The 22,137-nt window shown below is 69.4% G+C and carries 18 protein-coding genes and 2 riboswitches; of the genes, 6 read left to right on the top strand and 12 right to left on the bottom strand.

Annotated elements, in window-relative coordinates; genetic code table 11:
- Nucleotides 1–56 precede the first annotated feature (56 nt).
- From DID99_RS14670 to DID99_RS14685, 4 genes are read right to left on the bottom strand one after another with little or no spacing between them, the layout of a single operon-like run.
- The gene (locus tag DID99_RS14670) at nucleotides 57–1,145 is read right to left on the bottom strand and encodes an ATP-binding protein (protein ID WP_124666997.1); all 1,089 of its coding nucleotides are present in this window, start codon (nucleotides 1,143–1,145) and stop codon (nucleotides 57–59) included.
- Entirely contained in the window at nucleotides 1,142–4,954 is a 3,813-nt protein-coding gene (gene cobN / locus DID99_RS14675) for a cobaltochelatase subunit CobN (RefSeq protein ID WP_124666998.1), read from the bottom strand. The genes DID99_RS14670 and cobN overlap by 4 nt, the downstream gene beginning before the upstream one ends.
- A gap of 6 nt (nucleotides 4,955–4,960) precedes the next feature.
- A complete protein-coding gene (gene cobW, locus DID99_RS14680) occupies nucleotides 4,961–6,049 on the bottom strand; it encodes a cobalamin biosynthesis protein CobW (RefSeq protein WP_124570484.1) in 1,089 nt (362 codons plus the stop codon).
- Between the two features lie 25 nt (nucleotides 6,050–6,074).
- Nucleotides 6,075–7,133: a HoxN/HupN/NixA family nickel/cobalt transporter gene (locus DID99_RS14685; RefSeq protein WP_044843562.1), complete on the bottom strand. Its 1,059-nt coding sequence runs from the start codon at nucleotides 7,131–7,133 to the stop codon at nucleotides 6,075–6,077.
- Between the two features lie 184 nt (nucleotides 7,134–7,317).
- A riboswitch (cobalamin riboswitch) is annotated at nucleotides 7,318–7,581 on the bottom strand.
- A gap of 131 nt (nucleotides 7,582–7,712) precedes the next feature.
- A riboswitch (cobalamin riboswitch) is annotated at nucleotides 7,713–7,949 on the top strand.
- Between the two features lie 109 nt (nucleotides 7,950–8,058).
- Here DID99_RS14685 and cobA point away from each other — a divergent pair.
- The 4 genes from cobA to DID99_RS14705 are packed head-to-tail and all read left to right on the top strand — an operon-like array spanning nucleotide 8,059 to nucleotide 11,187.
- Complete coding sequence (cobA, locus tag DID99_RS14690) at nucleotides 8,059–8,868, top strand: uroporphyrinogen-III C-methyltransferase (RefSeq protein ID WP_185500366.1); 810 nt, start codon at nucleotides 8,059–8,061, stop codon at nucleotides 8,866–8,868.
- Nucleotides 8,865–9,242 carry a cobalamin biosynthesis protein gene (locus DID99_RS14695; protein WP_124485507.1) on the top strand — a complete coding sequence of 126 codons (378 nt, stop codon included), beginning with the start codon at nucleotides 8,865–8,867 and terminating at the stop codon, nucleotides 9,240–9,242. The genes cobA and DID99_RS14695 overlap by 4 nt, the downstream gene beginning before the upstream one ends.
- A gap of 34 nt (nucleotides 9,243–9,276) precedes the next feature.
- On the top strand, nucleotides 9,277–9,879 hold the full coding sequence (gene cobO, locus DID99_RS14700) for a cob(I)yrinic acid a,c-diamide adenosyltransferase (RefSeq protein ID WP_044843565.1): 603 nt from the start codon (nucleotides 9,277–9,279) through the stop codon (nucleotides 9,877–9,879).
- Between the two features lie 3 nt (nucleotides 9,880–9,882).
- Nucleotides 9,883–11,187 carry a cobyrinate a,c-diamide synthase gene (locus DID99_RS14705; RefSeq protein WP_124666999.1) on the top strand — a complete coding sequence of 435 codons (1,305 nt, stop codon included), beginning with the start codon at nucleotides 9,883–9,885 and terminating at the stop codon, nucleotides 11,185–11,187.
- A gap of 35 nt (nucleotides 11,188–11,222) precedes the next feature.
- Here DID99_RS14705 and bamE read toward each other — a convergent pair whose 3' ends face one another.
- Together bamE and DID99_RS14715 are read right to left on the bottom strand one after the other, a co-directional pair.
- The gene (gene bamE, locus DID99_RS14710) at nucleotides 11,223–11,762 is read right to left on the bottom strand and encodes an outer membrane protein assembly factor BamE (RefSeq protein ID WP_124667000.1); all 540 of its coding nucleotides are present in this window, start codon (nucleotides 11,760–11,762) and stop codon (nucleotides 11,223–11,225) included.
- A gap of 251 nt (nucleotides 11,763–12,013) precedes the next feature.
- Nucleotides 12,014–13,177, bottom strand: a complete 1,164-nt coding sequence (locus tag DID99_RS14715) for a M20 aminoacylase family protein (RefSeq protein WP_124485510.1) — start codon at nucleotides 13,175–13,177, stop codon at nucleotides 12,014–12,016.
- Nucleotides 13,178–13,532: 355 nt separating this feature from the next.
- Here DID99_RS14715 and DID99_RS14720 point away from each other — a divergent pair, with 355 nt between their 5' ends.
- Both DID99_RS14720 and DID99_RS14725 read left to right on the top strand, forming a co-directional pair.
- On the top strand, nucleotides 13,533–14,603 hold the full coding sequence (locus DID99_RS14720; RefSeq protein WP_124667027.1) for a type IV toxin-antitoxin system AbiEi family antitoxin: 1,071 nt from the start codon (nucleotides 13,533–13,535) through the stop codon (nucleotides 14,601–14,603).
- Nucleotides 14,572–15,477: a nucleotidyl transferase AbiEii/AbiGii toxin family protein gene (locus tag DID99_RS14725; protein WP_124667001.1), complete on the top strand. Its 906-nt coding sequence runs from the start codon at nucleotides 14,572–14,574 to the stop codon at nucleotides 15,475–15,477. Before DID99_RS14720 ends, DID99_RS14725 begins: the two co-directional genes overlap by 32 nt.
- A 42-nt stretch (nucleotides 15,478–15,519) precedes the next feature.
- Here the strand turns inward: DID99_RS14725 and DID99_RS14730 are convergent, their stop codons facing one another.
- The 6 genes from DID99_RS14730 to DID99_RS14755 all read right to left on the bottom strand — a co-directional run bounded on the left by DID99_RS14730 (nucleotide 15,520) and on the right by DID99_RS14755 (nucleotide 22,120).
- Nucleotides 15,520–15,942 carry a PIN domain-containing protein gene (locus tag DID99_RS14730; protein ID WP_124667002.1) on the bottom strand — a complete coding sequence of 141 codons (423 nt, stop codon included), beginning with the start codon at nucleotides 15,940–15,942 and terminating at the stop codon, nucleotides 15,520–15,522.
- Nucleotides 15,939–16,205 carry a type II toxin-antitoxin system VapB family antitoxin gene (vapB, locus tag DID99_RS14735; RefSeq protein ID WP_124667003.1) on the bottom strand — a complete coding sequence of 89 codons (267 nt, stop codon included), beginning with the start codon at nucleotides 16,203–16,205 and terminating at the stop codon, nucleotides 15,939–15,941. Before vapB ends, DID99_RS14730 begins: the two co-directional genes overlap by 4 nt.
- A 285-nt stretch (nucleotides 16,206–16,490) precedes the next feature.
- Nucleotides 16,491–17,507, bottom strand: a complete 1,017-nt coding sequence (locus tag DID99_RS14740; protein WP_124667004.1) for a GNAT family N-acetyltransferase — start codon at nucleotides 17,505–17,507, stop codon at nucleotides 16,491–16,493.
- Nucleotides 17,507–18,346, bottom strand: a complete 840-nt coding sequence (locus DID99_RS14745) for a formyltransferase family protein (protein WP_124667005.1) — start codon at nucleotides 18,344–18,346, stop codon at nucleotides 17,507–17,509. The genes DID99_RS14740 and DID99_RS14745 overlap by 1 nt, the downstream gene beginning before the upstream one ends.
- Nucleotides 18,347–18,432: 86 nt before the next feature.
- The gene (locus tag DID99_RS14750) at nucleotides 18,433–20,697 is read right to left on the bottom strand and encodes a TonB-dependent siderophore receptor (RefSeq protein ID WP_124667006.1); all 2,265 of its coding nucleotides are present in this window, start codon (nucleotides 20,695–20,697) and stop codon (nucleotides 18,433–18,435) included.
- A gap of 46 nt (nucleotides 20,698–20,743) precedes the next feature.
- Nucleotides 20,744–22,120, bottom strand: coding sequence for a lysine N(6)-hydroxylase/L-ornithine N(5)-oxygenase family protein (locus DID99_RS14755; protein WP_124667007.1), 1,377 nt, complete (start codon nucleotides 22,118–22,120; stop codon nucleotides 20,744–20,746).
- Between the last annotated feature and the right edge of the window lie 17 nt (nucleotides 22,121–22,137).

The following is a 22,137-nucleotide window of genomic DNA, read 5'->3' on the forward strand; positions in this document are numbered from 1 at the left end:
GCCTGGCAGCCATCGAGGACCGCGAACGGTGTTCGCGGCGGCGTCGGCTCGATGGCTCAGCGTTTTTTTAGCGGCAGCGGCACTACGCCTTTCACGTCGCGCAGTCCGGCGGGCTCGGGCGGCAGGTAGCCCCAGTCGCCTTGCGACGCCGTTGCATCGTTTCGTGCCGCGCCCGGTCGATGATCGGGCTGCCGGCGCAGGTCCGGCGGCGCAGGGTCGTCGCGGTCGCCGCCGCCCTCTGCATTCGACTGCGACGCGCCCGACGACGGCGGCGCACCCGCATGACGCCGATGCCGCAGCACCGCGTCGGCCACGCGTTCGACATGTGACACCGTCACCGCGTCGGCCTGTTCCAGCGCCGCGAGCGCGCGCGCGGCGCGCAGCATCACGAGGTCGGCGCGCAGGCCGTCGACGGCCGCGTCGATGCAAAGCGCGCTGACGCGCGCGTGAACCGCATCGTCGAAATCCAGCGTCGACAACTTTGCCCGCGCCGCGTGGATGCGGTCGCGGAGGTCGCGCTGTGCAGTCGCGTGACGTGCGCGAAACGCATCCGGATCGAGATCGAACGCGAGGCGCGCCTTCACGATCTGTTCGCGCTGCGCGGCGTCGAAGCAGTTCGCGAGTTCGACCATCAGCCCGAAGCGGTCGAGCAATTGCGGGCGCAGTTCGCCTTCCTCGGCGTTCATCGTGCCGACCAGCACGAAGCGCGCGTCGTGCGCATGCGACACGCCATCGCGCTCGACCACGTTCACGCCGCTCGCGGCGACATCGAGCAGCGTATCGACGAGCCCGTCGGCGAGCAGGTTCACCTCGTCGACGTACAGCACGCCGCGATGCGCGCGCGCGAGCAGGCCCGGCCGGAAGCGCACGCCGTTTTCGGCGAGCGCATGCGCGAGATCGAGCGTGCCCGTGACCTGCTCGTCGCTCGCCGACAGCGGCAGCGTGACGAATGCCCCTTCGGGCAACAGTTCGGCGAGCGCGCGTGCGGCGGTCGATTTCGCGGTGCCACGCGGCCCGCTGACGAGCACGCCGCCGAGCGACGGGTCGATCGCCGCGAGCAGCAGCGCCTGCTGCAGCGGTTGCTGCGCGACCAGCGCCGCGAACGGGAATACCGCGCGTGCGTGCTGCGTCGTCGGATCGGTCATCGCCGTCCTCCTTCCTGAAGTTGTTCGCTGTCGAGCCAGACCGCTTCGATCCGCTCGCGATAGTCGCCCGGCTGCTGCCACAGCCCGCGCTGCATCGCTTCGACGAAGCGTTCGCAGATGCCGTGCAGCGCCTTCGGGTTGTGGCGTTCGAGGAACACGCGCGTGTCGTCGTCGAACAGGTACGCGTCGGCGACGAGCGCGTACTGGTGGTCCGACAGCACGCGCGCGGTCGCGTCATAGCCGTACAGGTAGTCGACGGTCGCGGCCATTTCGGCCGCGCCCTTGTAGCCATGGCGCTTCACGCCGTCGAGCCATTTCGGATTGACGACGCGCGAGCGGATCACGCGCGCGATCTCCTCGCGCAGCGTGCGCATCTTCGGCGCGGCCGGGTTCGCATGGTCGCCGTGATAGATGCTCGGCTGCTGCCCGGACAGGTGCCGGACGGCCGCCGTCATCCCGCCCTGGAACTGGTAGTAGTCGTTCGAATCGAGGATGTCGTGTTCGCGGCTGTCCTGGTTCTGCACGACCACGTCGATCGTCGCGAGCCGCTCGCCGAACACGTCGGGCGCGGGCTCGCCCGCGCTGTTCTGCGCGTATGCGTGGCCGCCCCACTGGCGGTACGCATCGGCGAGATCGGCGTCGCTCTGCCAGCGGCGCTGGTCGATCAGGTCCTGCAGGCCGGCGCCGTAGCTGCCCGGCCGCGCGCCGAACACGCGCCAGCCGGCACGGCGTCGCGCTTCGTCCGGCGCCACGCCCCGCTCGATCCACGTTGCGCGTTCGCGCTCGACGCGCGCGCGGATCGGGTTCAGGGCCTCCGGCTCGTCGAGCGCGGCGACGGCCTGCACGGCGGCGTCGAACAGGTGCATCAGGTTCGGGAACGCGTCGCGGAAGAAGCCGGACACGCGCAGCGTCACGTCGATGCGCGGCCGGTCGAAGATCTCGATCGGCAGGATCTCGAAGTCGGTCACGCGATGGCTGCCGTGCGCCCATTTCGGCCGTACGCCGAGGAGCGCGAACGCCTGAGCGATGTCGTCGCCGCCGGTGCGCATCGTGGCCGTCCCCCACACCGACAGCCCGATCGCGCGCGGATAGTCGCCGTGATCCTGCAGATGACGTTCGATCAGCTGCTGCGCGGATTTCAGCCCGAGCGACCACGCGGCCTGCGTCGGCACCGCGCGCGTATCGACCGAATAGAAGTTGCGGCCCGTCGGCAGCACGTCGGGGCGGCCGCGCGACGGCGAGCCGCTCGGCCCCGGCGGCACGAAGCGGCCATCGAGCCCGCGCAGCAGCTGGCGCATTTCCTCGCCGCCGCACGCGTCGAGCGCGGGCATCAGCGTCGCGCGCACGCGTTCGATGACGGCGAGCGTATGCGGCCAGTCGCCGGGCGGCGTCGTGCCGATCCCGGAAGCGCCGGACGTGCCGGCCGCACACACGCCGTCGAGCCACTGCTGCGCGAGCCGTTCGAGCCGCTCGCGCGTGTCGCCCGCATGGCGCCACGGCGATGTGTCGAGCGCCTGCAGCACGGCCGGCCGCGGGCCCGTCCACGGCGCGGCCCAGTCGGCCGCGAGCGGATCGAAATCGTCGCCGAGCACGAGATCGCGCGCGAGCGCGCCGATCAGCCCCGCACGTTCGCCCTTGCCGTCGCCGACCGGAAAGCGCGCGAGCGCGAGCAGCGTGTCGCGGCGCTGACGCTCGGCCGGCGACGCGCCGAACACATGCAGCCCGTCGCGAATCTGCGCTTCCTTCAATTCGCACAGCCACGCGTCGACGCGCGTCAGCAGCGCATCTTCGTCGCCCACATCGCGCGGCGGCGACACGCTCAGTTCGTCGTGCAGCCGGTGTTCGGCGATCGTCGCGAGGATCGTCTTGCGCAGCAGCTTCGCGCGCCGCGCATCGACCATCAGCGCCTCGTAGTATTCGTCGACCTGCCGTTCGAGATCCTGCAGCGGGCCGTAGTTTTCCGCGCGCGTGAGCGGCGGCATCAGGTGATCGATGATCACCGCCTGCGCGCGGCGCTTCGCCTGGCTGCCCTCGCCCGGATCGTTGACGATGAACGGATACAGGTGCGGCAGCGGCCCGAGCGTCAGGTCGGGCCAGCACGCGTCGGACAGCGCGACGCTCTTGCCCGGCAGCCATTCGAGGTTGCCGTGCTTGCCGAGGTGGATGACCGCGTCGATGCCGAACGCATCGCGCAGCCAGAAATAGAACGCGAGGTACGCGTGCGGCGGCACGAGATCCGCGTCGTGGTAGCTCGCATAGTCGTTCTCGCCGCGCGAACGCGACGGCTGGATGCCGACGAACACGTTGCCCGCGCGCCAGCCGGCGATCGTGAAGCGCCCCTGCCGCAGCGTCGGATCGGCATCGGGCGGGCCCCAGCGTGCGTTCAGCGCGTCGCGCACGGCGGCCGGCAGTCGCGCGAAATGCGCAATGTAATCGGCCAGCGCGAAACTCTGGAACGCCGGGCGCAATGCGCGCACGGCCGGGTCGTTGGTCACGCCTTCGGTGAGCCGCGCGATCAGCGCGTCGCCGTCGGCCGGCAGGTCGGCCACGCTATAGCCCGCGTCGCGCAGCGCCGCCAGCACGCGCAGCGCGGACGCCGGCGTGTCGAGCCCGACGCCGTTGCCGATCCGCCCTTCGCTTTGCGGATAATTCGCGAGGATCAGCGCGATGCGCTTGTCGGCCGGGTCGAGCGTGCGCAGCCGGCACCAGCCGCGCGCGAGCGCCGCGACGAACGCGATCCGTTCGGCGTCCGGCTGGTAGCGCACGACGTCGACTTCGGTGTGCGGACAACGATATGCCAGCCCCTTGAAGCTCACCGCGCGGGTGACGATGCGCCCGTCGACTTCGGGCAACGCGATGTGCATCGCGATGTCGCGCGCGTGCAGCCCCTGGTTGTCGGCCACCCACGCGTCGCGGTTGCCGCCGGACAGGATCACCTGCAGCACCGGCGCGTCGCCGGCGAGCACGTCGGGCTCGGGGCTGTCGATCGCGCCGGCCGCGAAGGCCGTGGTGTTCAGCACGAGCGCGACACCGTGCGTGTCGCACAGCCGCGTGATGACCTCGCGGCTCACGGCATCCTTCAATGACGTGACGGCGATCGGCAGCGGATTGAGCCCTTCGCGCACGAGCGCATCGGCCAACGCGTCGAACACGGCGGTGTTCGCGGCCTGCCAGTGCGCACGATAGAACAGGATCGCGACGACGGGCGCGCCGGGCGTCCAGCGCGGACGCCAGTCGTCGACGCTCGCCGGGTCGCGCGCCGGGTGATACAGCGCGGCGGCCGGCAGCGGGCGCGGCAGCTCGGGTTCGTCGCCGACCCCGAGCGTATGGAACGCGATGCTGCGCAGCAACGCTTCGGCGTTGTGCATCCCGCCTTCGCGCAGATAGTGCCACCACAACCGGCACAGGTCCGGTGCGACCGTGCTCTTCGCGACGAGGTTCGGATCTTCCTGCAGGTCGCCCGAGAACATCGCGAGCTGCTGCCTGCGTTTCGACGCGAGCGACACGGCCTGTTCGATCCCGTACGGCCAGTACGCTTCGCCGCCCAGATGGTCGATCACGACCGTCTTCGCATGACGCAGCACGTCGTCGACATAGAAATCGACCGACGCCGGCTGCCGCAGGAACGTGACGTTCGCGAGCCGCACGCTCGGAAAGCCGGCCGGCAGCTTCGGCACGACGCTGGCCAGCAGCGACAGCGTCGTGTCGGCCGAGCTCAGGATCACGATGTCGGCCGGCTGCTGGTCGATCCGGACGACACCCTGCGTATCGTCGACGAAGCCGCCCGGCGTGGTGCGCAGCAGATGCATCGTGCGTTACGCCTGTTGCGGCTCGGCCGCGCACGCGACGTCGAACGCGCGCTGCAGCGCGGCCGCGTCGAGATCCTCGCCGATCAGCACGAAGCGGCTCGCACGCGGTTCGCCGTCCTGCCAGCGACGGTCGAAATAGCTGTCGAAGCGACGGCCGACGCCCTGGATCACGAGCCGCATCGGCGCATCGGGCAGCGCCGCGAAGCCTTTCGCGCGGTAGATCGTGTGCGTCTCGACGACACGCTGCAGCGCGGCGATCGTCGCCTCGCGCGAGCCCGCGTCGCCCGACACCACCACCGAATCGAATTCGTCGTGGTGATGGTCGTGATCGCCGTCGTCGGCCGAGCCGTGATGGTCGTGCCGCAGGTGGATCGTTTCCTCCGATGCCGATTCGAGGCCGAGCAGCATCGCGAGGTCGAGCTCGCCGCGCGTCGCGCGCACGATCTTCACCTGCGGCGGGATCTCCTCGCGAATCGCGGCTTCGACCGCGGCGAACTGCGCGTCGGCGACGAGGTCGGCCTTGTTCACGATCACGAGATCGGCGGACGACAGCTGGTCGGCGAACAGTTCATGCAGCGGCGATTCGTGGTCGAGGTTCGGATCGGCGCGGCGCTGCGCGTCGACGGCCTGCGGGTTCTCGGCGAACTGGCCGCTCGCGGCGGCCGGCCCGTCGACGACGGTCACGACCGCGTCGACCGTGAAGCTGTTGCGGATCGTGGGCCAGTTGAAGGCCTGCACGAGCGGCTTCGGCAGCGCGAGGCCCGACGTCTCGATCAGCACGTGATCGATGTCGGCGCGGCGCTCGACGAGCGCTTCCATCACCGGATAGAACTCCTCCTGAACGGTGCAGCACAGGCAGCCGTTCGCGAGTTCGTACAGCTGGCCCGACGCTTCGCTGCGGGCGCCCTCGGCATCCTCGCAGCCGATCCCGCAGCCCTTCAGGATTTCGCCGTCGATGCCGAGCTCGCCGAATTCGTTGACGATCACCGCGATGCGGCGGCCTTCTGCATGCTGCAGGATGTGGCGCATCAGCGTGGTCTTGCCGCTGCCGAGAAAGCCCGTGACGATCGTGACGGGAAGCTTGCGTAGGGTCATGGTGGGTCCTGTGTCTAAAAGGGAGTCAGGCCGAGAGCGTCACGTCGATCTCGTCGTAGCGTTTGAGGCGGTAGATCGCGGCCGATACGATCCAGCACGCGACGAACAGGCCGATCACGACGTAGCCGAGCATGCCGAAATGCGATGCGACCATCGTCGCGAAATCCCATACCGGGCCCTGCAGCGAGAGTTTGTCCGCGAGCAGCGCGAGCACCTCGATGCCGCCGATCAGCGCGGCAACCAGCACCGACACGAACGTGATCGTCATGTTGTAGTAGATCTTGCGGATCGGCCGCACGTACGCCCAGCGGTACGCGCCCATCATCAGGATGCCGTCGGTCGTGTCGACGAGCGTCATGCCCGCGGTGAACAGCACCGGCAGCACCATCACCGACCAGAACGACAGGCCGCCCTGCACCTGCGTGGCCGAAATGCCGAACAGCGCGATCTCGGTCGCGGTATCGAAGCCGAAGCCGAACAGGAAGCCGACCGGATACAGGTGCCAGCTGCGCGACACGAGGCGGAACAACGGCCGGAACAGGCGGGCCAGCACGCCGCGCTGGTTCATCAGCATGTCGAGGTCGGCGTCGACGATCGGCTCGCCGCGGCGGGCCGCGCGAAACGTCCGGTACACGGAGATCAGGATCAGCAGGTTCGCGGCCGCGAGCACCAGCAGGAAGAACGCCGACACGCTCGTGCTGATCACGCCGCCCCAGGTCTTCATGCTCTCGAAGCGCGCGAGCGACGCCGCGGTCAGCGCGACCGCGACCGACATCACGATCACCACCGTCGAATGGCCGAGCGAGAAGAACAGGCCCGCGCCGAGCGGGCTGCGGCCCTCCTGCATCAGCTTGCGCGTGACGTTGTCGATCGCGGCGATATGATCGGCGTCGACCGCGTGGCGCAGCCCGAACACGTAGGCGAGCAGCGCGGTACCCAGCAGCACGGGCTGGTCGCGAAACGCGATGAAGGCCCAGATCCACGCGCCGACGTTGAATGCGACGAGCAATGAATAGATCGCGACGATTTTGCCGCGCAGCCCGGACGGGCTGTCGTTGAACAGGCGGAAGAACGAGTCGAGCATGATGCTCCTTTGCGAACGGTCGACATGATGAATGCCAACACGGCCGTCGTCGGCCTGCCCGCGGAGCTGGCCGTTCTTCGCCCCGGCCCGCACGCGTGCAGCGGCTGACGGATCGGCGAAGGAAGGGCAACGCCCGGGCGTCCGGCGAACTGCGGCCGTGGACGATGCGCCGCCTCCCCGCGGCGCTGAACCCCAACGTCTCGGCCGGTATCCGGGCTGACGAACACGCCGCTTCGCCTTCCCGGATGCGCGGCATCCAGTGGCGGTCGTCCGCATGCGGCAGGCATGCGGCGAAGCGGCGCTGCATCGCGCTGGGCGCGACGCGTTCGCTTACCGTTGCGGGGGCAGCACAGGTTGGCCCGACTGCGGCGCAGGCAGGCTCCCTGTTTCCCGTTTAACTGCGCGCGCCGGAGGAGCGCGCGCGAGCACCGAAACGCGTGCGAGTGTAGGCGGCGGTGCGGGGAGCGTCAAGGTAAAGGCGGAACGGCCCGCCGCGGCGCGTCCGGCGTGGTGGCGGCATCGCACCGGGGGCGCTTGCGGCGCCCGCGCGGCGGGTTCGCGCGGGCCGACCGCTGTGCTATCGTATGCGCCGCGTTCGGTGCTCGCATGCGCATTCCGCGCACGCAGTTAAACGGGAAACAGGAGGCGGAAGTCCGCCCGGCCTGTGCTGTCCCCGCAACGGTACGCCGCCCGCGCGCCGCGGTTCCCCCCGCACGCGCCCAGGCCGCCCGCGATGCCACTGCCCTTCAGCGGGCGGGAAGGCTGCGGCCTGGCAAGCGGCCAGCCCGGATACCGGCCGACGCAAGGGGCGAGCCCGCTGCTCGCCGAACGCCCGATCCGCGGGGGACGGATGGGGTGCGCTTTCCGCCCGCGTTCGCGCGGGCTTCGCCCGATCCGTCATGCCTTGCCTGTCCGCCGGCCGCCGATGCGCCGCTCGCTGTCCCCTTTCCACTGCCACGACACGGTGTGCGCCGTGCCGCGCCCGATGAGCCGCGCCTGGCTCGTCGGCGCCGGCCCCGGCGACGCGGATCTGCTGACGCTGAAGGCCGTGCGCGCGATCGCCGCGGCCGACGTGCTGCTCGTCGACGATCTCGTGAACCCCGATGTATTGCGCCATGCGCGCGCCGACGCGCGCATCGAGCACGTCGGCAAGCGCGGCGGCCACGCGTCGACGCCGCAGGAAACGATCGTCGCCGCGATGCTCGCGCACCTGCGCGCGGGCCGCAGCGTCGCGCGGCTCAAGGGCGGCGATCCGTTCGTGTTCGGCCGCGGCGGCGAGGAGCTGCTCGCGCTCGGCGCGGCGGGTTTCCCGGTCGAGGTCGTGAACGGCATCACGGCAGGTATCGCGGCCCCGGCCGCACTCGGCATTCCGGTCACGCATCGCGGCGACGCGCAGGGCGTGATCTTCGTCACGGGCCACGGCGCGGGCGCCGACGAGCCCGACTGGCGCGCGCTGGCCGCGACGCGGATGACGATCGTGATCTACATGGGCATACGCCGGCTCGACACGATCGTGGCCGCGCTGCGTGACGGCGGCGTGCCCGGCGACATGCCGTGCGCGGCGATCGAGAACGCGACGCGCGACGGGCAGCGGCACGCGCTCGCGACGCTCGACACGGTCGTCGAACGCGTGGGCGCCGCCGGTATCGGCTCGCCCGCGATCGTCGTGATCGGCCGCGTCGCGGCGCTCGCCGGCGATCCGGCGGTGCGCGCGGCGCTCGGCGGCAGCGCATGATGCGCGTCGCGCTCGGCGTCGGTTTCCGCGCGGGCGTGACGGCCGCGCAACTCGATGCCGCGATCCGCGCGGCGCTGGCGCGCTACCCGGACGCCGAGCCGGCCGTCGTCGCGACGCTCGCCGACAAGGCGCGTGCCCGGCCGCTGCGCACGCTGTGCGCACGCCGCGGCTGGCCGCTCGTCGCGTTCGACGCGGCGCAGCTCGCGCGGTGCCCCGAACCGGCCTTGAGCGGCCCGTCGGCTGCGGCGCTCGCGCGTTTCGGCGTCGCGGGCGTGGCCGAGCCGTGCGCACGGCTCGCGGCGCCCGATGGCCGGCTGCTCGGCCCCAAATCCATCCGGGACGGCGTGACGGTCGCGCTCGCCGGCCCGCTCTGAACCTTTTGTTTCGCTTTCGACAGGACGATTCCCGATGAAGACCGATGCCGAATCCCATCAGCGGATGACCGAACGCCGCCGCGCCGGCCATGAAAAGAAGCAGGCTGCCGCTACCCAGGAAAAGGGCCTGCTGATCGTCAATACCGGCAACGGCAAGGGCAAGAGCACGGCCGCGTTCGGCATGGCCGTGCGCGTGCTCGGCCATGGCATGCGGCTCGGCGTCGTGCAGTTCATCAAGGGCGCGCTGCACACGTCCGAGCGCGACTTCCTCGGCGCGGTCGCGCAATGCGACTTCGTGACGATGGGCGACGGCTATACGTGGAACACGCAGAACCGCGACGCCGACATCGCAACCGCGCGCAAGGGCTGGGACGAGGCGCGCCGGATGATCGAAAGCGGCGAGTACCGGATGGTGATCCTCGACGAGCTGAACACCGTGCTGAAGTACGAATACCTGCCGCTCGACGAAGTGCTCGCGACGCTCGTCGCGCGCCCGGAATCGGTGCACGTCGTCGTCACCGGGCGGCATGCGCCCGATGCGCTGATCGACGCGGCCGACCTCGTCACCGAAATGCGTCTCGTCAAGCATCCGTACAAGGAGCAAGGCGTGAAGGCGCAACCCGGCGTGGAGTTCTGAGCGATGCCGGCCTGCCCCGCGCTGTTCGTCAGCGCGCCCGCGTCCGGCCAGGGCAAGACGTCGGTGACGGCCGGCCTCGCGCGGCTGCACCGGCGGCTCGGCCGGCGCGTGCGCGTGTTCAAGACCGGGCCGGATTTTCTCGATCCGATGCTGCTCGAACGCGCGAGCGGCGCGCCCGTGCATGCGCTCGACCTCGGCATGGTCGGCGAAGCCGGCTGCCGCGCGCTGCTCGCCGATGCGGCGCGCGACGCGGACCTGATCCTGATCGAAGGCGTGATGGGGTTGTTCGACGGGACGCCGAGCAGCGCCGATCTCGCGGTCGCGTTCGGCGTGCCGGTCGTCGCGGTGATTGCCGCGAAGTCGATGGCGCAGACGTTCGCGGCGATCGCGTTCGGGCTCGCGCGGTTCCGGCCGGAGGTGCCGTTTCACGGCGTGCTGGGCAATCGTGTCGGGTCGCCGCGACACGCGGAACTGCTGCGGCAGGCGCTGCCGGACGACCTGCGCTGGCTCGGGCACGTGCCGGCCGATGCGGGCATCGCGCTGCCGGAACGGCATCTCGGCCTGCACCAGCCGGCCGACATCGACGATCTCGACGCGCGGCTCGAGCGTGCGGCCGACGTGCTCGCGCAGACGGCGCTCGCCGAATTGCCGCCGGCCGTCGCGTTCGCGGAACCGGACGTTCACGCCGCGCTGCCGCGCGTGCTCGCCGGCAAGCGGATCGCGATCGCGCGCGATGCCGCGTTCTCGTTCATCTATCCGGCCAATCTCGCGCTGCTCGACGCGCTCGGTGCGCAGCTGCGGTTCTTTTCGCCGCTTGCGGACGAACCCGTGCCCGACGATTGCGACGCGCTGTTCCTGCCGGGCGGCTATCCGGAACTGCATGCGGCGACGCTCGCAGCGAATGCCGTGACCGCGCGGACGATTCGCGCGCACGCGGCGGCCGGCCTGCCGATCGTCGCGGAATGCGGGGGGATGGTGTATCTGTGCGAATCGCTGACCGACGTGGACGGCGCGACGACGCCGATGCTCGGACTGTTGTCAGGCCATGCGACGATGCAGCGCCGGTTCGCGGCGCTCGGGATGCAGCAGCTGGACACGCGCACCGGGCCGATGCGCGGTCATACGTTTCATTATTCGCGGCTCGATACGCCGCTGGCGCCGGTGGCGACGGCCGCGCGGCCCGACGGCGCGCCCGGAAGCGGCGAAGCCGTTTATCGCGCGGGCCCGATCGTCGCGACCTACATGCACATGTACTGGCCATCGAATCCGGAGATGGCGGCCGCGCTGTTCGGCGGCACGGTATTCTGACGAAAAATACCCCGGGACACCGCGCGGCCGCGCGGTCAGGGTTTTTCGCGGCCCGGCGCTTCCGAGCGCGAAGTCCGGATCACGGTGCCGTCGGGGGAGAAATGCGCATTGAACATCGCGTCGCCCGATACGCCGCCCTCGGCCCAGTGCCAGCTCCACACTTCCTCATGGCTCAACGCGTATTGCGCGACCTCGGTCGGCTTGCCGAGCAGTTGCCGTACGTCGTCCTTCGACATCCCCGGCACGACCTTCGCGATGTTCGCCGCCGTCAGCGCCTGCGTGATCGACACGAGCCGGCCGTCGGGCCCGAAATCGAGCATGTACGTGCTCGTGCCGTACGGGCCGCGCGGATATTCGAAGCGCTGCGAGCCGTCGTCGCCCTGCCGGACCATCTCGGGCTTGCCCGCCTGGCGCAGCACGTCCTCGGTCGTCGAGACGCCCGGCTGCAGATTGCCGAACGCCATCGGATCGGGCTTGATCGCATTCACCGCGTCAGCCACCTTCTGGTCGTCGCATCCGGCCACCAGAACGCCGACCGCGCAAGCCGTCAGCACGGTCAGAAACTGTTTTCGCATGTCGTCCACACCTGTATTCATCGAGCCGATCCGGCGTCGCGCGCAGCGTAGCACGCGGCCCGTGCCGTCGATGTCAAGGAGCGTCAAATTCAGCGCGTGAGCGCTTTCCAATGGAACAGGAGCCTGGGCGAGGGTTTGCGGTAGCTCTTGTGTAGCGCCTTTGGCGCGTTTCCAATGCGTCCCGCGCGGCCGGTGTCATGGCCGCGCGGGCGCTCACCGGGCGGCGGTGCCCACGTCGATGCGCCGCGGCGTCACACCAGGAAAGTCTCCGCCAGCTTGACCCAGTACGACGCGCCGATCGGCAGCGCCGCGTCGTTGAAGTCGTAGCCGGGGTTGTGCACCATGCAGCCGCCCTCCCCGTCGCCGTTGCCGATGATCAGGTAGCAGCCCGGCCGCTTCTCGAGCAGGAACGCGAAATCCTCGCTGCCGGTGAGCGGCACCATCCCGTCGATCAGGTTCGCTTCGCCGACCCACCCGCGCGCGACGCCCCGTGCGAACGCGGTCATCTCCGCATCGTTGACGAGCACCGGATAGCGACGCTGGTAATCGATCGTCGCGGTCGCGCCGAACACGGCCGCCTGCGCATGAACGACTTCCTTGATGCGTGTCTCGAGCAGGTCGCGCACCTCGGGCTTCAGCGCGCGCACGGACAGGCGCATCTGCGCACGGTCGGGAATCACGTTCGGCGCCTCGCCCGCGTGGATCGCACCGACCGTGACGATCGCCATGTCGAGCGGCGATACGTTGCGCGAGACGATCGTCTGCAGCGCGATGACGATCTGCGCGCACACGACGACCGGGTCGATCGCCTTGTGCGGCACCGCGCCGTGGCCGCCGCGCCCCTGCACGTCGATGGTCACGGTATCGGACGACGCCATGAACGGCCCCGGCAGGAAGCCGAACTTGCCCGTCGGGAAGCCCGGCATGTTGTGCATCGCGAAGATCGCGTCGCACGGGAACTGCTCGAACAGCCCGTCGTCGAGCATTTTCTTCGCGCCGCCGAGCCCTTCCTCGGCCGGCTGGAAAATCAGGTTCAGCGTGCCGGAAAAGCGGCGCTCGCGCGCCAGGTGCTTCGCGGCCGCGAGCAGCATCGCCGTGTGGCCGTCGTGACCGCACGCGTGCATCTTGCCGGGGATCGTGCTCTGGTACGGCAGGCCGGTCGACTCGTGGATCGGCAGCGCGTCCATGTCGGCACGCAGGCCGAGGCGCTGCGTGCCATTGCCCACCTTCAGCTGCGCGACGACGCCCGTGCCGCCGAGCCCGCGCTGCACCGTGTAGCCCCACGCCTGCAACTGCCCGGCGACGAGATCGCTCGTCGCGAATTCCTCGAAGCCCAGTTCGGGGTGGGCATGAATGCGGTGCCGGATCTCGATCATTTCGTCGGCGAGGCCTGCGGGGATCACGCTGTGCGTCACGGTGTCGTCTCCTGGGTTCCATGGGGAATGTGCAGGCAAGGATAGTCGGTTGAGCGGCAACCGGACAGACAGAAAGTCGTCGCTGAGACAACCTTGAGTTGCCGGTCTATCCTCCGGCACAAGGCGAATCGCACGGCGGGAGGAAACCGGCCATTCGGGCGACTGCCGGCCACGCATCGGGATGCGGGACACTGCGAGTTCATCTTGATTCCTCAGGTGGGAGTGCACGTTGAGTTCCGTTCGTCATTCCTGAATAATCCCGTCCCATCAAAGGGTTGAGCGTTCTTGTTCATTTTTTGACGGTTGTACATTTTTTGTGTACGCTGGTAGAAAAGTGAACAAGCGATCCATCCCGATGCCCGAGAACGCCACCCTGCCGATAGCGGAACAGCACGTGCTCGACGAAGCCTGCGCCGCGTTCGAACGCGCGACCCGGCACTTCCATGCGCGGCCCGTGCGCGTGCCGGCCGCCTACGATGCGCATGCCGACGCGATGATCCGTTTCGCCATTGCCGGGCAGGCCTTCGAGATGCCGGCGGCGGTGAGCGTCGGGGTCGAATCGGTGCAGGACGCACGCGCGGCGCTGCGCCGGCGCGGCGGCGCCCCGCTGCCCGGCGAGCGACCGCTGATGCTGGTTGCGCCGTACGTATCGGTCGAGCTGGCCGCCCGCCTGACCGATCAAGGCATCCCGTTCCTCGATACGGCCGGCAATGCGTGCCTGATCCAGCCGGAAGCGACCGTGATGATCACCGGCCGGCCGAAACCCGCCCGCACGCCGCGCCGGCAGGCATCGCGCGCGACGACGCCCAAGGGGCTGGCCGTGATGTTCGCGCTCGCGACGCAGCCGGGCCTCGTCGCGCAACCGTACCGGGCGATCGCTGCCGCGTCGGGCGTCGCGCTCGGCACGGTCAATCTCGCGATGGACGACCTGCTCGCGCGCGGCCTTGTCGCGCAGCGGCGCAACGGCGAACGGCTGATACCCGACTGGCCGCGCTTCATGCAGGAATGGGTCGCACTGTATCCGAGCCGCCTGCGCGCGAAACTGCCGGCCCGGCGGTTTGCCGCGCTCGCGCCCGACTGGTGGCGCGGCTTCGATTTCGCGGCATTCGACGCGCGGCTGGGCGGCGAACCCGCGGCCGACTTGCTGACGCACGACCTGAAGCCGGCCGCGATCACCGTCTATACGCATGGCGCCGTGTCGAACCGCCTGCTGCTCCAGGCACGCCTGCGCCCGGACGAGCGTGGCGACGTCGAGCTGCTCGAAGCCTTCTGGCCGCCGTCGCAGGCGCTCGACTGGCGCGAGCAGGACGTGCCGCTCGTGCCGCCGCTGCTGATCTACGCGGATCTCGTCTCGTCCGGGGACAGTCGCAATCTCGCCGCCGCCGAACACATCCATGACCGATACCTCGCCCGCCCGCCCGCTTGAAGTCGACGCGCGCCGGCCGCTCGAGCCGGCGGCGGTCGCGCTGCTGCAGGCGGTCCGCGCGGCCTGCGCGCAACTCGACGCGGCATTCGTCGTCGCCGGTGCGACCGCGCGCGACATCCTGATGTGGCATGTCCACGGCATCCGCCCGGTGCGTGCGACGCGGGACGTCGACGTCGCGGTGTGCGCGGTGAGCTGGCCGTTTCACGAACGGCTCGTCGATGCGCTCGTCGCGACCGGGCAATTCGCGCGTGCGCCGAAGCATCGGCAGAAACTGCTGTTCGACAGCGGGACGCAAGGCTTTCGCACGGAACTCGATCTCGTGCCGTTCGGGCCGCTCGAAACGCCGCCCGGCGAAATCGCTTGGCCGCCTGGCGGCGATTTCGTGTTGAACGTGCTGGGCTTTCAGGAGGCGATCGATACGGCGCTGGTCGTGTCGATCGCGGCCGACGTCGCGGTGCCGGTGGCGAGCCTGCCCGCCCTTGCGCTGTTGAAGTTGCTCGCGTGGAAGGACCGGCGCGCGCGCCAGAACAGCGACGCGTACGACCTGTTGTTCCTGCTCACGCATTTCCACGACGCAGGCAATCGCGAGCGCATCTGGGACGTGGCGCCCGACCTGCTCGAGCAGCACGGTTTCCAGCCTGAGGTGGCGGCGGCTGCGCTGCTGGCGCGCGATGCGCAGCGGATTGCTTCGCCGCAGACGTACGATGCGATCCGCGCGCTGTTGTCCGACGAAGCAATCTACGCGACGCTCGGGCAGGATCTGCAGGCCCGCGCGTTCGCGCTGCTGCCGGGGGAATTCAGCGCTGACGCCGACCGGTATCTCGACGCGTTCCGCAGCACCTTCCTCGCGGATCCGCCTGTTCCTCGCGCGTGATGTGCGACCGCGCGGGCGCCACGCCATCGCGCATTCACGACCTCAGGCCGAGGCCGCCCAGTCTTCGAGCGACAACCCCGCGACGCGGCCGAACTCGCGACGATTGTTCGTGACGAGCACGGCACCGGCCGCGATCGCGTGACCGGCGATCGACGCATCGTTTGCGCCGATCGGCGTGCCGCGCGCGGCGAAGTCGGCGCGAATCGCCGCCGTTGCATCGACCGCCGCGGTATCCCACGACAGCACGCCGTCCAGCCGAGCGACAAAGGCCGTCACGAGTTCCGCATGCTTCGGCGATGCCTTTCTGCCGACCGCGCCGAACCGCATTTCCGCATAGGTAATCGCCGACACGACGATCCGGTGCTGCGCATTGACGCACGACTGCAGCCGGGACAACACCACGGACGGTCGCTCGCGCATGATCAACGAACAGATGTTCGTATCGAGCATGTAGAGCGTGGTCACCGGCCCGACTCCGTCGGTGCGGCGTCATCGGCGCCGGACAAGTCGAAACGGCCGGATTCGACGACAGCCTGGCGCTCGACGAGGAGGTCGGCATCGGCCAGCGGTTCACTCGCGAGCGACAGCCACGTCGGCCGCACCGGCCGCAGCAGCAACGTGTCGCCCTCGCGGCGGATCTCGAGTTCCGTCACCCCCTCGAATTCCATGTCCTTCGGGATGCGGATTGCCTGGTTACGGGCGTTCTTGAAAATGGAAACGGTGCGCATGAGCCACTCCAATGGAGTACGATGCACCCACTCTAGGCATATGCCGGCATATGTCAATATCGGGCGGCGCTGATGCGGGATCGCGCCTGATGCTGTCGCGGGTGTGCTTGCCATGTCGTCACGACCTGTCTGCGATGAGGGAGCGACCATTCTTCCTCATGCCGCCCACCCGATCCATATCCCGAACGGCCGATGCGCACCCCTTGCAAGCCGCGCGAAACGTCGATGCTTGCGAATCGACGTATCGACGTATCGACGAATCGACGCCTCGCGCCCCCGTCCCCGTCACGGCAACCGGAAAGTGTCGAAGAATGTTTCGCGCTCCATCACGGTAAGCGCCGCGCGCTTGTGCGGGAAATCGAACTCCTTCAACGTATGGAACCCGAGCCGGTGCATGTACGCGATATGCCGCACGTGATCGACGCGCGGCTCGCCGACGAGCCGCTGCGTGCGCGGTTCGTCGACGAACATGTAGTGCAGCACCCCGCTCCACCATGCATGCAGCTTGCCCGCGCTCTGGAAGCGCGAGTCGCCGATCAGCAGGTGCAGCCCGCGATCGTAGTCGTGCGCGTCGTAGAACGGCGCGAGGCGGTCCTCCTTCGCCCAGTAGAACTCGAAATAGCCGAACGGCGTGTCGTCGAAATAGCCGATCATCGGATGCATGTGCGGATCGGCGAGCCGCTCCGCGAGATACGCGGCGTGCTCGTCGAGCGTGCCGCGCTGATCCCAGAAATGCGCGACGCGATCGAGGTTCATCCAGTCGCTGAACAGCTGCGCATGTGCAGCGATGTCGACGGTGCGCAGGCTGAACGTCATCCCGACCTGCGGCATGTAGCGCGCATAGATCTCGCCGGCCGGCGACGGCGGCCGCACCGGGTGCCGGTGGCCGTTCGTGATCGTGTAGCGCAGCGGCATCCCGCCCGACGCGGGGGCCTTCAGCCACGGCCGCGGGTTCTGCCAGAACGTCGCGCGCGATGCGGTGACGCGCAGCCGGTCGCCCGCGATCCGCGCGCCGTCGATCACGCCTTCGCGCACCGCGCGCGCGACGTACGACGCGATGGCCGCCGGATCGGCGCCGCCGAGCGGCACCGACACCGTCGCCGCGTCGTGCCGCGTGTCCGTGTTGAACAGCGCGACGAATTCCGCGAGCAGCGCCGCCGGCGGATCGCCGGGCCGCCACGCGTCGAGCGTGCACTCGACGGCGGGCGGTTCCTGCCCGTGCGCGGCGCCGTCGAGTGCCGCGGCCACGTCGCCTTCGACCGCGTCTGCCGCGTTGGCCGGTTTCGTCAGCGTGTCTTCCATCACAGTGTTCCCGCGTCGTGGCGGTCGGCGAGGATGTGCAGCCCCCGCTCGAGCGCCGGAAACAGGCTGCGCTGGAAGTTGTTCCAGCGCAGTTCGAGAATCGTGTCGTCCGGCGCGATCGGCGTGTCGAGCACGTCGCAGATCACCTCGCCGGAATCGATGCCGTTGTCGACGTAGTGGAACGAGGCGCCCGTCATCGTCACCGGTTCGACGCGCGAGGTCGCGCCGCTCGCCCAGTCGACCCGTTCGCCGCGCGCGCCGTGCAGCGCGTCGAGCGTCGCCCACGCACCGCGCCGCTGGTACGGCGAAGCGTCGGACGTAATGCCGGGGTGGATGTTCGCGATGCGGCGGTGAAAGCGCGCGCCGGGACGCACGAGCTCGTCGAGGATCACGAGCAGCCCGTCGAGCACGACCACGTCGGCGTCGAGTTCGAGCAGGCGTTCGAGCAGGCGGCACTCGAAAGCCTGCTTGCCCGTCACGCGCTCGCGCGCGTCGCGCGGCAGCCGGCGGTACGTCGATGCAATCGTGCAGAACAGTTCGTCGACCGGCCGGCCCTGCACCGTCAGCCCGTCGGGCAGGATCCACGGGCGGCCCGGCGTGCGCGCGAAGCCGTAGTCGGCGACCTTCGCGCGGTCGGCCGGCGAGCCTGCGTCGTCGTCGACGATCACGCCCTTGAGCGCATAGCGTTCGCCGAGCGCCGAGTCGTTCAGGCGCTCGACGAGGAATTCGAGCGGCGCCTTCATGTAGCGCGTGCCGCCCCGGTAGGCGACCGGCTGGCCGGCGCGATCGGCCGCGCCGTTGCGCAGCGACTGGATGTAGACGAGATTTTTCTTCGGCATGGAGGCGTCGTGGAAAAAACGGACGACGGCGCCGCGGCCCGCCCGCGCCGGCCCGAAGGCCGGCCGGCGCGCCGCGGCGCGCGGCGTCACCAGTTGTATTTCGCGGTGGCGAGCACCGTGCGGTCGGTCCCGAAAATGCAGACGCTCGTCGACTGGCAACCGCTGATGTAGTGGCGGTTGAACAGGTTCGTCCCGTTCACGGCGAAGCGCCAGTTGCGCGTGTCGTAGTGCACGCCCGCGTCGAACAGCGTGTAGCTCGCGACCGTCAGCGAGTTGTCGGCCGCACCGGCCGACGCGCTCTGGTAACGCACGCCGCCGCCCAGGCCGAAGCCCGTGAGCGGCCCCGTGTGCCACGTCCAGTCGGCCCACAGCGACGCCATCTGGCGCGGTCGCGGAATGTCGACCGGCCAGTTGTTCAGCGATGCGTCGTTCGCCTTCACGTTCTTCACGTCCTGGTAGACGTAGGACGCGATCAGAGACAGGTTCCGCGTGAGCTTGCCGGTCGCGTTCAGCTCGATCCCGCGCGAGCGCACTTCGCCCGTCTGGACCGACGTCGTGCCGGACGGATCGAGATTGAGCGGCGTCGACGTGAGCACGTTGGTCTGGTTGATCTGGTAGATCGCCGCGCTCAGCATCAGGTTCTTGCCGGGCGGCTGCCAGCGCAGGCCGGCCTCGATCTGCTTGCCTCGGGTCGGCTGCGGCAGGCCGCCGCCGTACAGGTTCACGCCGATCAGCGGGTTGAACGACGTCGCGTAGCTGACGTACGGCGACAGCCCGTAGTCGCCCTGGTAGGTGAGGCCCACGCGGCCGGTGAACGCACTGATGTCGGCCTTCGACTGCGTGCCGCCCTCGCGGTCGTCCATCCGCTGGTTGACCCAGTCCTCGCGGCCGCCGAGCGTCAGCGTCCAGCGGTTCCACTTGACCTGGCCCTGCACGTACAGCCCGAACGTGTTCATCGTCGTGTACGTGTTGGTGCGGTACGTGGTGTTCGGCGGCGAGAACACGGACAGCGTGACGGGCGTGTAGACCGGGTTGTAGATGTTCAGCGTCGGCGCGGCGGCCAGCCATTCGCTGTCGGTCGCGGTCTGCCGGTTGTACTGGAAGCCGAGCAGCAGCGTGTGCTCGAGCGGCCCCGTGCCGAAGCGGCCCTGCAGGTTGTTGTCGATGTCGAAGCGGCTGTAGTTCGTCTGGAACACGCCGGCCCAGCGGTTGATGTCGGTCAGGCTGCCGTCCGCGAAGCCCGCGCCGAACACCGAGCCGTTGTCGAGCGACAGGTGCATCCAGCGCACGTTCTGCCGGAACGTCCACATCGAGTTCAGATTCCGCTCGAACTGGTAGCCGAGCGACCACTGCTTCTTGCGGTAGTAGTTGAAATCCGGGTCGCCGCCGTAGACGTCCTTGCTGAGCTGCCCGTTCGGGTTCGGCAACACCGTGCCTTGCGCCGGCAGGAAGTTCGACGAGATGTCGCCCCAGTCCTGCAGGTAGGTGGCGGACAGCGTCAGCGACGTATCCGCGTCCGGGCGCCAGCGGAACGACGGCGCGAGCGCGACGCGCTGGTCGTTGTTCGGGCCGGTCAGCGCGTTGCCGTCGCGCGCGACGCCGACGAACCGGTACGCATACTTGCCGTCCGCATCGAGCTTGTCGCCGACGTCGATCATGAACTGCTTGCGCGCATAGTTGCCGAACTGCACGCCGGCTTCGCGCACGCGCTCGCCGTCGGCCGTCTTGGTCTGCACGTCGATGATCGCGCCCGGGTCGCCGGCGCCGTACAGCACCGACGTCGGCCCGCGCAGCACGGTGATGCTGTCGATCATGTACGGATCGACGCGCCAGCTCGACAGGTTCAGCGTGTTCGGCACCTGCAGGCCGTTCACGTACGCGGTCGGCGTGAAGCCGCGCAGCGCCGCGTACCAGTCGGAACGGTTGTCCGAGCCGTACGACGAGAAACCCGGCACGTAGCGCAGCGCCGCGTTCACGTCGGTCGCGCCGGTCATCTCGATCTGCTGCGCGGTGACGATGTTGATCGTCTGCGGGATTTCGTTGATCGACGTATCGGTCTTGGTGCCGGTCCGGCTGCGCTTCGCGACGAGCCCGACCGTGCCGTCGCCTTGCGAGCCCGCGTTGACGTTGATCGCCGGCAGCGTGCCGGACGTCGAGCCATTCTGCGCGCCGGTCGACGTGCTTGCCGCCGCACTAGCCGCCGCACCGTTCTGCGCACCGCCGGCCGACACCGCGGCACCTGCGTTCACGGTCGGCGCCGTCTGGGCGTATGCATGCCCTGCCGCCATCCCGAACGCCACGCTCGCCGCGGCTGCGATCGCACGCACACGCGTGCCTGTTGCCCACTCCATCTTTCTCTGCTCCACTTTTTTGATGCGGTCTCCGACCGCGCCTTTGTCAAAGAGCGAAAGCCATGCGGCCCGCGCTCGCCCCGTTTTGGTGTCGTTGTTCATGCAGCGCCCGGACCGCCCCGTCGTCATGGCCGGGCGCGATCCCTTCCTCGAGCGACGCGCAGATCTCGTCCGCGCGGCGCGCGAGGACCGACAGCAGCGTGTCGGACAGGCCGTGGCTGTCTTCGCAGCAGCCTTGCAGGTAGATGCGCGGCGCGAAGTGCTCGGGCGTCGCGAGCAGGTAGTCGCGCGTGACGTCGCCGCGCGTGAGCGCATCGCCCAGGTGCGGCGCGAGTCCTTCGAGCAGCGCCGAATGCGTGTCGCGCCGGTAGCCGGTCGCCAGCACCAGCGCGTCGAAGCGTTCGACGTGCGTCGCGCCGCTCATCCGGTCGCGCAGCGTCAGCTCGATGCGGCCGTCGGCGGTGCGCACCGCGGCCTCGATCGCGCTGTTCGCGCGCAGCGCGTGACGCGGCGTGCCGTCGATGCGCTGCAGGTACAGCATTTCGTAGATCTGCTCGATCAGCGGCCGGTCGACCACCGCGTAGTTGGTGTCGCGATAGCGCTCGAGCAGCGCGCGGCGCGCATCGTGCGGCTGCGCGTAGACGACGTCGGTGAACGCGGGGCTGAAGATCTCGTTGACGAACGGGCTGTCGTCGGCCGGTTTCAGTGCGCCCGCGCGCATCACGAGGCTCGCGTCGACGTGCGGGAAGCGGCGCGCGAGGTCGATGAACACCTCGGCCGCGCTCTGCCCCGCGCCGATCACCGCGACGCGGCGGCGCTCGCCGTCCGGCGACGCGACCAGCCGGTCGATGTCGGTCAGGTAGGACGACGAATGGATCACGCGGTCGCGACCGAGCGCGGCGAACGCGTCCGGCACCGCCGGTGTGCCGCCGACGCCGACCGACAGCGCACGCGTCACGCGCTGGCGTTCGTGGCCGGCCGCATCGCGCGACAACACGCGCAGCGCATCGACGCGCGCGCCGTCGCCGCGCACGGGCTCGATCGCCGTGACGGTTTCGCTGTAGTGGACGTGTTCGTCGAACGCGCCGGCGACCCAGCTCAGGTAGTCGTGGAATTCGACGCGGGTCGGATAGAAGTTCTTCAGGTTGACGAATTCGTTCAGCCGGCCGCGTTCGAACAGATAGTTGATGAACGTGTAGCGGCTCTTCGGATCGCGCATCGTGACGAGATCCTTCAGAAACGAGATCTGCATCCGGCAGTCGTCGAGCAGCATGCCGCGGTGCCAGCCGAATTCCGGCTGGCGTTCGACGAAGCAATGCGCGAACGGACGCGTGCCGTGGCGTTCCGCGAGGCGCACGGCCAGCGCCAGGTTCGACGGCCCGAAGCCGACGCCGATCAGGTCGAATACGGTTTCTCTCTGCATGTCTCTCAGCTCCCTTG

The organism is Burkholderia sp. Bp8986, from assembly GCF_003854225.1.
Classification (GTDB): Bacteria; Pseudomonadota; Gammaproteobacteria; order Burkholderiales; family Burkholderiaceae; genus Burkholderia.

Bases quoted from the DNA above. Each gene is read 5' to 3' on its own strand.
- DID99_RS14720 (WP_124667027.1), top strand. From the start codon at position 13,533: ATGCCCGAGAACGCCACCCTGCCGATAGCGGAACAGCACGTGCTCGAC.
- DID99_RS14670 (WP_124666997.1), bottom strand. From the start codon at position 1,145: ATGACCGATCCGACGACGCAGCACGCACGCGCGGTATTCCCGTTCGCG.
- DID99_RS14725 (WP_124667001.1), top strand. From the start codon at position 14,572: ATGACCGATACCTCGCCCGCCCGCCCGCTTGAAGTCGACGCGCGCCGG.
- bamE (WP_124667000.1), bottom strand. From the start codon at position 11,762: ATGCGAAAACAGTTTCTGACCGTGCTGACGGCTTGCGCGGTCGGCGTT.
- DID99_RS14745 (WP_124667005.1), bottom strand. From the start codon at position 18,346: ATGCCGAAGAAAAATCTCGTCTACATCCAGTCGCTGCGCAACGGCGCG.
- DID99_RS14695 (WP_124485507.1), top strand. From the start codon at position 8,865: ATGATGCGCGTCGCGCTCGGCGTCGGTTTCCGCGCGGGCGTGACGGCC.
- cobN (WP_124666998.1), bottom strand. From the start codon at position 4,954: ATGCATCTGCTGCGCACCACGCCGGGCGGCTTCGTCGACGATACGCAG.
- DID99_RS14685 (WP_044843562.1), bottom strand. From the start codon at position 7,133: ATGCTCGACTCGTTCTTCCGCCTGTTCAACGACAGCCCGTCCGGGCTG.
- cobA (WP_185500366.1), top strand. From the start codon at position 8,059: ATGCGCCGCTCGCTGTCCCCTTTCCACTGCCACGACACGGTGTGCGCC.
- DID99_RS14755 (WP_124667007.1), bottom strand. From the start codon at position 22,120: ATGCAGAGAGAAACCGTATTCGACCTGATCGGCGTCGGCTTCGGGCCG.
- DID99_RS14740 (WP_124667004.1), bottom strand. From the start codon at position 17,507: ATGGAAGACACGCTGACGAAACCGGCCAACGCGGCAGACGCGGTCGAA.
- DID99_RS14750 (WP_124667006.1), bottom strand. From the start codon at position 20,697: ATGGAGTGGGCAACAGGCACGCGTGTGCGTGCGATCGCAGCCGCGGCG.
- cobO (WP_044843565.1), top strand. From the start codon at position 9,277: ATGAAGACCGATGCCGAATCCCATCAGCGGATGACCGAACGCCGCCGC.
- DID99_RS14705 (WP_124666999.1), top strand. From the start codon at position 9,883: ATGCCGGCCTGCCCCGCGCTGTTCGTCAGCGCGCCCGCGTCCGGCCAG.
- vapB (WP_124667003.1), bottom strand. From the start codon at position 16,205: ATGCGCACCGTTTCCATTTTCAAGAACGCCCGTAACCAGGCAATCCGC.
- cobW (WP_124570484.1), bottom strand. From the start codon at position 6,049: ATGACCCTACGCAAGCTTCCCGTCACGATCGTCACGGGCTTTCTCGGC.